The sequence below is a fragment of the Micrococcus sp. CH7 genome, from assembly GCF_001595485.1.
GTDB classification, from domain to species: Bacteria; Actinomycetota; Actinomycetes; order Actinomycetales; family Micrococcaceae; genus Micrococcus; species Micrococcus luteus.
Genome location: NZ_LOSQ01000001.1, coordinates 111371 through 121281, shown reverse-complemented (window position 1 = coordinate 121281; position 9911 = coordinate 111371). Strand labels below are relative to the sequence as shown.

Here is a 9911-nt window from a genome sequence, read left to right as displayed (position 1 = left end):
CCGGTATGACAAGTACGCGATCGTCTACCGGTCCGCTGTGGTGCTGAATGCTGTGATCGCATGGTCCAAACGATTGTCAGACATGCCCTAAGGGCAGTCAACGCGAAACTCTCCACCCACCCTCTAGCATCCGCTCCAGTCAAGGAAGCGCACGCACTCGTTGCAACGATGCAAGGAGCAGACAAGACAGAGGTCTCCAAAAGGCTGTCTGACAAGGGGCTCCCATCCCTCGACGAACTAGGAGCCCTCCAGCTCAAGGGGTCAGTTTCTTGGTGGCGCCTAAACAGGAGGAAGAATAAGCTCGAAAAGAAGCTAGAAGAAAAATCAGAATGACGAATATTATAGTCGCTTTGATTGAGAGCCTCGCTTCTAGCTTTGTGACCCCACCCCCTCCTGTGATTAGTTCACTTCTTATGAAGAATTGAACTACTTTTCACACTGACACGGACTGCCCAGCTCCAGCCAATCCCAAATGGCCCTCCCGCGTCCTCGTGGAGCGGTCCGGGGTGCACCCCGGACCGCTCCGGCGCACGGTTGCCCAGCCCTGCGAGAAGTACTTCGTCAAGGTCGCCGCGCTCCATGAACGTATCCGCGCCATGCGCACCGAAGGCATGATCATGCGCGCCATTGCCGAGCGCGAAGGCGTCAGCACACGCGCCGTTCATTAAGCGATCCACAAGAACGACCCGCCGCGCACCCCGGACACCCCCCAGGCCCCCAAAACGGACGCCTCCGACGACGCTTGACCCCCTGCGCCTGCACCCCCAGCACAGTGCAACGAATCCCGGCCTGACTAGGCCGAAAGCGACTTAGCATAGCTAAGTATCTAACTTGCTCCGGCTCCGCCGGTCCGCACCCTGCACGCCCTCCTGCGCCCCTGCACGCCCTCCTGCGCCCCTGCACGCCCTCCTGCGCCCCTGCACGCCCTCCTGCTGCTTACCGCCTCCGCCTCAGCCACCGACCCGTCTTCTGACGCACCCAACGACCAACCCACTGACGCAACCACCGACCCCCAACCAGTCCCGATCCTCGCTGGTGTCGAAGAAGTCAAAAATGACCAGGTCCCGACTTCGCTCCAGAACCTGGTGGGGTCGTTGATGCTGACAAGCGCCCTCCCTATCGTCGTGGGATTCTGGACCGTCATGTTCGGTGCATCCATCCTCATCCGCAAACGAGCAGTCGCATGGGCCACACTTGTTGTCCTGGTCAGCTTGTCAGCCATCGTCAGCTACAAGTTCAAGAGCACCATCACCGACCTTCAGAACCAGGGCCACGACATCGCGAACCTTAGCCTGGACGGGTGGACGTGGTTTGCACTTGCTCTGATTCTGGTTGCCTCGATCCTGCACGTGATCTTCGAGACCGCACGGCATCGTCGCGCCACCAATCGCACTGACTGACCCCAACACGACGGCCAGCCTCAGCCTGAGCCAACTATTCGAAGGCATCACAGGCTGGCCGTCCTGACTGAATCTCCTACGTCAGACCGAGAAGCCCGCGGCCCCGATACCTCTCCGGTATCGGGGCCGCTCCGTCATGGTGCTCCTGTAGTCAGCTCTGCGTCACAGCGACCTGGAGCTTCCGTTCGATTGCTTCGACGCATTCCCGACGCACGGCCTGATACCGCCCAGCACCCTCCTGGCGTTCATCGAAGTGCCCACCATGAGCCAGCCCCGAGAACAACACATCCGTGCGCTCGATAACATCGGTTCCGGCCAACTCGAACACGCGGTACCGGGACCGGTACGGCGCCCCGTTCTTCGTCATCCGCCAGCCACCGTCGCTGAGCATGGCCAGCACGGTGCCGTACTCCCGCTCCACCCACATTGCGCCGGTGCGGTCGTCCTCATAGAGGTCCCACTCCTGCCTGTCCATTTGCTGGACCCAGTGCATGTTCCACGGGCTACCGGTGCCGCGAACCCAGTTCATCGTCGTTCCTCCTCGCTCGAGTCTTCCGGCTGTTGCTCATCTCCCAGGGTGCCCCAGATGTGCCCGTCCGGGGAGCTCTCCCACTCCACACTGAGGTCGTCCCGACTATCAGCCACGGACACCGCCAGCCGTGGAGCCGACGGCGTAGACGAGGACATCTCCAGCACCACGGCCACGTCTTCAGGCTGCCGGGAGGCGGCCAGCCCCACCGGGTTCGACACCGCGACCTGCCCGCCGTCGCCGTCCACCACACGTGCCCGCACGTATTGCACGCCCGTCGCGGGTCGTTCGAGGGTGTCCTGTTCACGGGTGGTACCAGCCCAGGCCGTGAAGTCGTCCTCGTCGTAGTCCAGCGTGAACGCTGGCCGGTCTCCGTACGCCTCGGGCTCCTTGTGCCTCCCGATCTTCGCGCAGCCGGCCTCATCCACCATGCGGCGCAGACGCGCGGTGAGCATCTCCACATGCGGGTGCCACATCATCATCGGGCCCAGCCCCGGAGCCTGTTCCTCCCAGACCTTGTACTCCATGCACATCGCCGCATACAGCTCGGCCGTCAGGTCCGAGTGCTTGTACCAGCAGGGTGGCACTACCGAGGTCACCAGCCGGTACTCGGCTACGAACCAGTCCACCCACCGACGCAGCGTGTTCCACGCCTCCCACTGGTGCTCTGCCTTGATCTCCCTCCACCGCGTGCCCATCCACACCGGCGGACCCTCGCCCGCGAGTTCCGCGGCGACCTCCGGGTCGACGTAGGGCAGCGGAGTTCCCGTCTGTCCGTCGTCATCGGCGGCCGCCGGCGCCTCCCAGTCCGTGGGCTCGTCGTCTTCAACCCAGGGCGATGCCATCAGTTCCGTCCTTCCCTCGTGTACCGGCGTGCTGGCCCGCCCAACAGCCTCTCGAGCCGGGCGAACAGCTCCTCAACGGCCTCGCGCCCGTCTGCCCCGGTCGAGCGCATGTAGCGATGCGCGGCGTCCTCGCATGTACCGCACAACCACACCCCGATTCCGCCGGTGGCACGACACTCGGCGCGGTCCAGGTATCGTCCATCGGCGCAGTGCCACCTCGTGGAGACGGGCCGCTGGCAGACATGGCACCGTGCACCCCCGTCCGTGCTCATGCCTGCCTCTGCCGGATCATCCTGGCCACGATCACGACCGTGGCCCGCCTGCGGTCCCATCCAAAGAACTCCTTCTTGCCGTCCATGATCTGATGCAGCCGCTGATGGTGGTCCCGGCACAACGGCATCAGGTCGTTGTGCGCTTCGCGGGCCTGCCACCGGCCCTCCTCGTCCTGGCCCACGCCCTTGTACGAGACGTGGTGCAGGTCCAGGGTCCCAGCCTGGGTCAGCGTGATCCCGCAGACCTGGCAGGCCGGCTCTTGGCCGGCCTGCCGGCAGTCTGCGAACCACCGCACCCGCCTGTACCCCCATGCCTGGGACCGCAGGTACCGCTTGTACTCGGCCGAGCTGGTGCGGTGCAGCCCGAACCTGCCCATGCCCTCACCGCACCGGGATCGCCGGGGCCGTCTCCGGCACCGGGTCCAACGCCGCCACGGATTCTTCGGCCCGGTCCGCGTCGGTCGGTGTGGACGGGGCCGGGTCCTTGGACTCCAGCTCAGCCAGCAGCGCCTTCGAGTACCGCCCCGCGGCCTCCTTGATCTGCTTGCCGTCCTTGCGGTCCCACCAGCGGGTCATCTGCATCAGGATCGGACGCCCATTACGGTTCAGCAGGACCCCCCACCCGAACGGCAGCCGACGCAGCTCCGCGACCGAGACCACGTCGGTGTCGTGGATCTGCTCGGAGACCGAGGTGTGGTCCTTGCCGCGAGACTTCGAGGTCCGCATGATCTTGCGCTGGCCGGCCAGCTTGGCGAACTGCTCCAGGTCGGACACGTTCGAGGCACCCCCGAGCTGGACCTTCACCGTGGCCGCATCGAACAACGCCTGCGCCTGCTGCTCGCCCCACTCGTTGCGGGCCTGAGCCATCGACTGGAACACCGCGAACGGGGAGATGCCCACGCCGCCGCCGTCAGCCATGAGCTGGGTCAGCCCCGGCCAGGCACCGGAGATGTTCGCAATCTCATCGAGCACCAGCGACAGCGGCGGGTCGAGCCGGTTCCCGGGCGACTTCGCCGCCAGCTCGCGCGCCCGCTCGGTGATGGCGTCCATCATCGCGATCAGGAACGGCCCCGCCGACGAGCCGCCGGTCTTGGTGCCCACGATGTAGAGCGTCCCGCACTCGGTGAGGAACTTGTCGATGTCCAGGGTCTCCTCGAACCGGTTGGGTCGCAGCACGTCGCGGACCTCGGGCACCGACAGCCCCTTGACCGCACCTTCGACGCCGAACCACTTGGACTGGAGCAGCTTCGGGTCGCCCTCGATGATGCCCTTGAGCACCAGGTTCCAGTTCAGCGCGGCCTTGGGATGTTCGGTGAGGATTTTCACGGCCTCCTTGGCCTCGGCCGGGTTGTTGCCCCACCGCATCAGGTCATCCACGGTGCGCTCACCCAGCGCCGCGGCGTGCAGCAGGCACTCCATGATCGTGATGGCCGGGGCCTGCCACTCCGCGTTCGAGCTGGAGGACCCCAGGCCGGAGGCACCGATCAGCGACGCCGCCCGCTGGTTCGCCACACGCGGCTCTTCACAGCCCGTGATCGGGGACCACTTCAGCGTGGAGGGCTGACCGGTCAGTCCCTGCGGGTCGAACAGGGCCACTGGTCCCTTCTTCTTGCGCAGCTCGGCTGTGGCCCCCAGGTTGTCCGCACGTGAGCTGGTCGTGATGACCGGGCCGGGTGCGTCGAGAATCGCGCCGATCAGCAGGTGCACGCCCTTGCCCGAGCGCGGCGGGCCGATCAGCACCACCGACTCCTCGTAGCTCGCGAACACGTCCACGCCCTCGGCCTTGCCCAGGCGCATGGCCCCGTCCGTGATGGCCGGCTTCTTGATCGAGGGCCGGACCTTCTTCACCCGGGACAGCACCGACTTGCGGCCCACCGTCTTGGTGATCTCCGTAGACCGGGCCAGGCCCTCGCGTTCGCGCAGCTCCTTGATGAACTTCTTGTCCGACTGCTGGTATCGGCTCCACGCCGTCACCGCGACGCCGATCAGCACGAGCACCAACACACCCAGACCGATCAGCCAGCCGATGACCCCGCCGGTGGTCGCCGTGCATCCCTGCGCGGTGGCCCCGAACGTGGCCGGGTCGTGCTCGCCCACGAGGAAGCCCAGCGGCGCGAACAGCGAGTCCGGCTTCGTCGGTGCCCCACAGTGGATACGCCCGGCCAGGAACCCGGCCAGCAGGTACGCCCCGTAGAGCAGCACGGCCGGACCGATGAGCCAGATCAGTGCCGTCTCGGCCGGGCTGTCCCCTTCCAGGACCGAGTTGTTGCCACGTTCACGTCGCATCAGGCCACCGCCTCCTTCGCCTTGTCCATGCGCTCGTCCGTATCGAACAGCGGCAGCTCGGCCCGCGTGAGCACGTTCTGCACCTCGAACGAGGAATCCCCCAGACGCCACAGGCCCGTGCCCTTGGGCAGGGACCGCACCAGGGACCGCTCCCGGTCGGACAGTTCCATCTCCGACGTCGTGATCTTCAGCGCGGACCGGTCCTGCCGGTAGATCACCTTCACGTCCGCGTCGGCCAGCAGGGACCGGGCCATCGCGGCCATCTTCGAGCTCTGATCACCAGCCATGTCCAGGTCAGCGATCTTGTGCAGCACAAGCACGTTGAAGATGCCGTAGGCGCGGCTGAGCTTCCACTGCTCGACCATGCGCCGCAGGTCGGCCTCGGAGCTGATGTTGTCCCAGCCCTCTTCGTAGATCACGATCCGCTGCCCGCCGTCGCGCGTGGTGACCATCGCTTCGGTCCACGCGCCCGCGCACGCGTTGACCACGCGCACCGCCTCCGGGGAGGCACCCAGCAACGCGGAGGTGTCGATGCTCGTCGCGCACGCCTGATCGTCCAGGACCACCGTGGTCTCCCCGTCGAACATGCCGGCCAGATCGCCGGAGGACACGCGGCCCAGCGTCATCATCGTCACCGACGCGGCCTGCGCCTTCATCGCGTCCGGGTCCGTGCGGGCCGCGTCCAGCGCCCGGATCACGTCCGGGATGATCGGCGGACGTCCCTCGGCGTCCGCGACCGCCACAGCCGCGTCCAGGCCCGCCGAGAGCACATGGTGCTCGGGCGAGGTCATGTCCCGGTCGGTGAGGATCTTCACCAGGGCCACCAAGATGGACATGCGCCGAGTCCGCACCATCGAGGCCCACGCCCGATCCGTCATCAGCTCGCCCTGCACGTCCGTCGAGGGCCGGGTGCCCGGGTCCAACGGGTTCAGGCGCGTGTCCAGGCCAGGGCCGACCTGGATCACCGATCCACCCAGGCCCTTGACCACACGGGTCCACTCGCCCTTCTTGTCCGAGGCCACCGAGAGCTTGCGCCCGGCCAGCACCTGCCGCACCGCCAGCGACTTGGCCAGTGACGACTTCCCGGTGCCCACCTGACCGAACAGCATCATCGACATGCCCGAGATGATCCCGGCCTCATAGAGTGCCCACGGGTCGAAGCAGAACGCGCCGCCGCCGTGCATGTCCTTGCCGATCATCAGCCCGCGCGCACCCAGACCGGGGCCGGCCACGAACGGGTACGCCGTCGAGGCCGTATGCGTCGTCGTGCGGACCGGCCGCGGGGCCAGCGTGCGCATCCCCCGCAGCTGCCGTGCCCCGCGCGGTCCGGCCTTGCCCCACTGCGGCTGAGGGAACCGCACCTCCTTAGCCTGCGCAGCCATCGCCTTCCGCAGCGCCCGCTGGCCTCGCTCCAGCTCCCGGGCCGCACGCTTGGCCTCTCGGGCTTCGTCCTTGCCCGGTTCGATGATCTGGAACAGATCGACCTTCGGTTCTTCACGCATCAGAGCTTCATCCTTCCGAACGGCAGGGCACCGGCCACGAACGCCGCGTCCTGCTCCATCCACACCGGGCGCAGCTCGCACCCGGCCGTGATCCCGGAGGCCACGACCTCCGCAGCCGCGGACTCCAGCTCGGACCGCGAGGACCCGGTCACCGTGACCAGCACGACGACATCCACGCCCGTGTGCCGACGCCGCAGCTCGGCCTCCTCGCGCTCCACGTCCTCCAGGGACTGGTCATGTTCCAACGACCCGATGCGCCCGAGCTTGCTCATCAGCCGCGAGTTCGTGTGCCAGTCCGTCTTGCGCCGCTGCACGGACCGCACCGCGGCCCCACGCTCCACCGGAGCCAGGAACACCGAGACCGTGTGCCGGAAGTCCCCGGCGAACACCAGCTCGTCCAGGAACCCCAGCCGGGCCAGGTTCTGCGGCAGCTCGGAGACCTTGTAGGTGCGGTGGTAGTTCCCGTCCGTGACCATGTGGCCCGCATGGACCTCCACGGCCATCGGTCCCGCGCTCGAGGGCGCGGTACCCGCCGTCTTCCCGTCCGCCTTCATGGTCGAGACCATCACCGAGGCGTCCGGGTCGAACGCCGACCGCGAGAGACCGGCCAGCGTGCGCGGAGAGTGCCAGGCGGTCACCTGGGTCCCCGAGCGCGGCAGCGTGCTCTCCACCGTCGTCATCAGCTTGAGCATGTGCTCCATGAGCGCCGGGGTGCCCCCGCCGAGCGCCTTGACCTGCGAGGTGATCTTCGACGGGGAGACCACCAGCGTCAGCCACTGCTCGTGCACCGGCATCGACTGGGCCTCCTTCATCAGCTCACGGAACGCCTGGTCCAGGAACGGGTCGACGCTTGCCCCTGACCGGCCCGCGCCCTCCTGCTTGGACTCGTAGAAGTCCTCCACGGCCGCACCGGAGATGAGCGTCGTCTGATCCGACGCCTGAATCCGCACCACACCCGGCAGACGCGACAGCGCCGCCAGCGACGATCCCCACGACAGGGACCGTTCCTCCTGAGCGTCGAAGGACTCCAGGTCAAAGCCCCGCGTCGTCATGACCTTCGCACAGACCACCGCTTCCCGGGCGCGCGGGTCCCAGACGAACCCGGCCCCGTTGGGCATCGCGTAGACCATCAGCTCACCGGCCACACCCGGCAGCCGGAACCGTGCCGGCTCACCCGGCTTGATCCGCCCCTTCGCATCGCGCTGAGCCTGCGGCCCTGCCTCGCTCACCGGGGCCTGCGGCTCGCCGTCCACCAGCTCCAGCACGTGTGCCGGGGCCATCCCCTGGCGGTACTCGAGCTGATCCGTTGCCCCGCGCCGCAGGTACTGCATCGCCACCCACACCCAGCCAGGCAGGGACCGGCCACGGAACCGGGTCGCGCCGAACGCGCCGATCACGGCCATCAGCCCGATACCCACGAGCATGGCCGGCCCGCCACGCAGGATGAACGCCATGCCGATCAGCACGCCGGCCAGAACCACGATCACCTGCTCCAGGGTCAGCCCCAGGATCAGTCCCTGAGTCCGTTCCTGGGGGAATCGGACGTCGTCGTACTCCGAGTCCATCGACTCCTGAATCATCGTTGCCATCAGCGGCCTCCTCGCATCACCATCGCCCCGGCACGCTGGCGCATCCGGCCAGCCCGCGCCGAAACGCCCCGCATCGAATTCATTGCTCCACGCCCGGCCCGGCTCGCGGCCATCACGCCCGCCTGCTCAGCCTGGCCAGCACCGCCGGCCAGCCACGCGGTGACTGCAAGCATGAAGATCGGCATGGCCGCGGCCACGAACACCAGCACCATGCCAGCCACGGTCTGCACCCAATCCGTGGACAATGCCGCCATCGCCATGCCCAGCCGCACAACGGCGGCTGCGAGTGGCCCGGCCATGATCAGCCCCAGCATCATCGACAGCCACCGCCCCGCCAGCGCCTTGGCCGGCTCCAGGGCCAACGAGAAGATCGCCGGGGCCGCGAACGAGGCCAAGATCAGAATCAGCACCAGACGGAAGATCATCATCGCCATCAGCACGAAGCAGGCGAAGAAGATCACCAGCGCGATGATCACCGCGACCACGATCATCCCGTTCTCCGAGTTCTCGCTGGCCATCTCCCACTGCGCGAAGTTCTCATCCAGCAGGATCTTGTCGTTGGCGGCGTCGTAGGTCAGACCGAACAGCCCCAGCACGCCGGCCACCGCCTCGTCCTGGCCATCGGTGCCACCGGAACCGACCCGCAAGATCCACAAGGTCAGCTGCTGGGTCGCCCCCATCGCCATCCACACCAGCCCGACCACCACGTAAGTCGCCGGGATGCTGAACACCGCCGCCAGGAACGCGCGCACCATGCCGGCCGTAGACCCGCGCACCGCCGAGAGCACGACCTGCACGGCCACGAAGATCATCAGCAGCGGGATCATCGCCACCACGATGATGTTCAGCATCCCCGGGTGGTCGATCACCGTGCTCTCGCCACCGGCCACCGTCGTAGTGACCTGCCCGCCGACGACCGTGACCCACCACTCCGGGGTCAGCGCACCCACGGAGAAAGCCTGCTCGAGCAGCCCGGAAGCGGCCTTCGCCAGCCCCAGGATCGAACCCCGCATGAACTCCTCGAAGTCCTTCTCCCACATCGTTCTCTCCCTCCGTGAGTGCGCTCAGGACCTCAGAACAGCGGCAGGCCAGCGCCCCAGCCGATCAGGCTCGCAGCACCGGCGATCAGGGCCGCAGCAACGATGCCCCAGACCACGAAGCTGATACCCACGTCCTGCGCGCGGCCGCTCGAGGAGAGCTTGCCGAAGATCCAGACCAGCACGCCGATGCCGACGGCGACGATCAGGATGACCAGGAAGGTGCCCAACGCCAGGCCCGTGATGTTCTGGATGGTGGGCATCCACGGCCCGTTGAAGCTCGGTGCGATGTCCGGGACACCGGCAGCCACCGTGGTGGCCGCGTGAATCAGATTGCTCATCAGAGGTCCTCCCGTAGGGATGTGATGTGACGACGGCCTGGATACCTTCCGGGCCGAACGGGCAACTCCCGCCCGCTGCCAGATGTACGACGCGCCCCACCGCCACGCAT

General features: G+C 67.1%; 9 protein-coding genes. 1 reads left to right on the top strand and 8 read right to left on the bottom strand.

The features are described from left to right. Window positions 1–1097: 1097 nt before the first annotated feature. Complete coding sequence (locus AUV08_RS00555) at window positions 1098–1400, top strand: hypothetical protein (RefSeq protein ID WP_127435036.1); 303 nt, start codon at window positions 1098–1100, stop codon at window positions 1398–1400. A gap of 151 nt (window positions 1401–1551) precedes the next feature. On the opposite strand, the gene AUV08_RS00550 is transcribed toward AUV08_RS00555, so the two are convergent. The 8 genes from AUV08_RS00550 to AUV08_RS00515 all read right to left on the bottom strand — a co-directional run bounded on the left by AUV08_RS00550 (window position 1552) and on the right by AUV08_RS00515 (window position 9801). After that, window positions 1552–1929, bottom strand: coding sequence for a hypothetical protein (locus tag AUV08_RS00550; RefSeq protein ID WP_049145134.1), 378 nt, complete (start codon window positions 1927–1929; stop codon window positions 1552–1554). Next, on the bottom strand, window positions 1926–2774 hold the full coding sequence (locus AUV08_RS00545) for a hypothetical protein (RefSeq protein WP_049145136.1): 849 nt from the start codon (window positions 2772–2774) through the stop codon (window positions 1926–1928). The genes AUV08_RS00550 and AUV08_RS00545 overlap by 4 nt, the downstream gene beginning before the upstream one ends. A 268-nt stretch (window positions 2775–3042) precedes the next feature. After that, on the bottom strand, window positions 3043–3423 hold the full coding sequence (locus tag AUV08_RS00540) for a hypothetical protein (protein ID WP_049145137.1): 381 nt from the start codon (window positions 3421–3423) through the stop codon (window positions 3043–3045). A gap of 4 nt (window positions 3424–3427) precedes the next feature. Next, window positions 3428–5332: a type IV secretory system conjugative DNA transfer family protein gene (locus AUV08_RS00535; protein WP_049145140.1), complete on the bottom strand. Its 1905-nt coding sequence runs from the start codon at window positions 5330–5332 to the stop codon at window positions 3428–3430. Then, the gene (locus AUV08_RS00530; protein WP_049145144.1) at window positions 5332–6834 is read right to left on the bottom strand and encodes a conjugal transfer protein TraC; all 1503 of its coding nucleotides are present in this window, start codon (window positions 6832–6834) and stop codon (window positions 5332–5334) included. Before AUV08_RS00530 ends, AUV08_RS00535 begins: the two co-directional genes overlap by 1 nt. Next, window positions 6834–8423, bottom strand: coding sequence for an SCO6880 family protein (locus AUV08_RS00525; RefSeq protein WP_060973428.1), 1590 nt, complete (start codon window positions 8421–8423; stop codon window positions 6834–6836). Before AUV08_RS00525 ends, AUV08_RS00530 begins: the two co-directional genes overlap by 1 nt. Next, on the bottom strand, window positions 8423–9463 hold the full coding sequence (locus AUV08_RS00520) for a hypothetical protein (RefSeq protein ID WP_060973427.1): 1041 nt from the start codon (window positions 9461–9463) through the stop codon (window positions 8423–8425). Before AUV08_RS00520 ends, AUV08_RS00525 begins: the two co-directional genes overlap by 1 nt. Window positions 9464–9495: 32 nt before the next feature. After that, window positions 9496–9801 (bottom strand): hypothetical protein, encoded by a 306-nt coding sequence (locus tag AUV08_RS00515; RefSeq protein WP_060774791.1) that lies wholly within the window; start codon window positions 9799–9801, stop codon window positions 9496–9498. Between the last annotated feature and the right edge of the window lie 110 nt (window positions 9802–9911).

What these genes read in the sequence shown, in the direction of transcription:
- AUV08_RS00520 (WP_060973427.1), bottom strand. Translation starts at nt 9,463, where the DNA reads ATGTGGGAGAAGGACTTCGAGGAGTTCATGCGGGGTTCGATCCTGGGG.
- AUV08_RS00555 (WP_127435036.1), top strand. Translation starts at nt 1,098, where the DNA reads ATGCTGACAAGCGCCCTCCCTATCGTCGTGGGATTCTGGACCGTCATG.
- AUV08_RS00525 (WP_060973428.1), bottom strand. Translation starts at nt 8,423, where the DNA reads ATGGCAACGATGATTCAGGAGTCGATGGACTCGGAGTACGACGACGTC.
- AUV08_RS00515 (WP_060774791.1), bottom strand. Translation starts at nt 9,801, where the DNA reads ATGAGCAATCTGATTCACGCGGCCACCACGGTGGCTGCCGGTGTCCCG.
- AUV08_RS00535 (WP_049145140.1), bottom strand. Translation starts at nt 5,332, where the DNA reads ATGCGACGTGAACGTGGCAACAACTCGGTCCTGGAAGGGGACAGCCCG.
- AUV08_RS00545 (WP_049145136.1), bottom strand. Translation starts at nt 2,774, where the DNA reads ATGGCATCGCCCTGGGTTGAAGACGACGAGCCCACGGACTGGGAGGCG.
- AUV08_RS00530 (WP_049145144.1), bottom strand. Translation starts at nt 6,834, where the DNA reads ATGCGTGAAGAACCGAAGGTCGATCTGTTCCAGATCATCGAACCGGGC.
- AUV08_RS00540 (WP_049145137.1), bottom strand. Translation starts at nt 3,423, where the DNA reads ATGGGCAGGTTCGGGCTGCACCGCACCAGCTCGGCCGAGTACAAGCGG.
- AUV08_RS00550 (WP_049145134.1), bottom strand. Translation starts at nt 1,929, where the DNA reads ATGAACTGGGTTCGCGGCACCGGTAGCCCGTGGAACATGCACTGGGTC.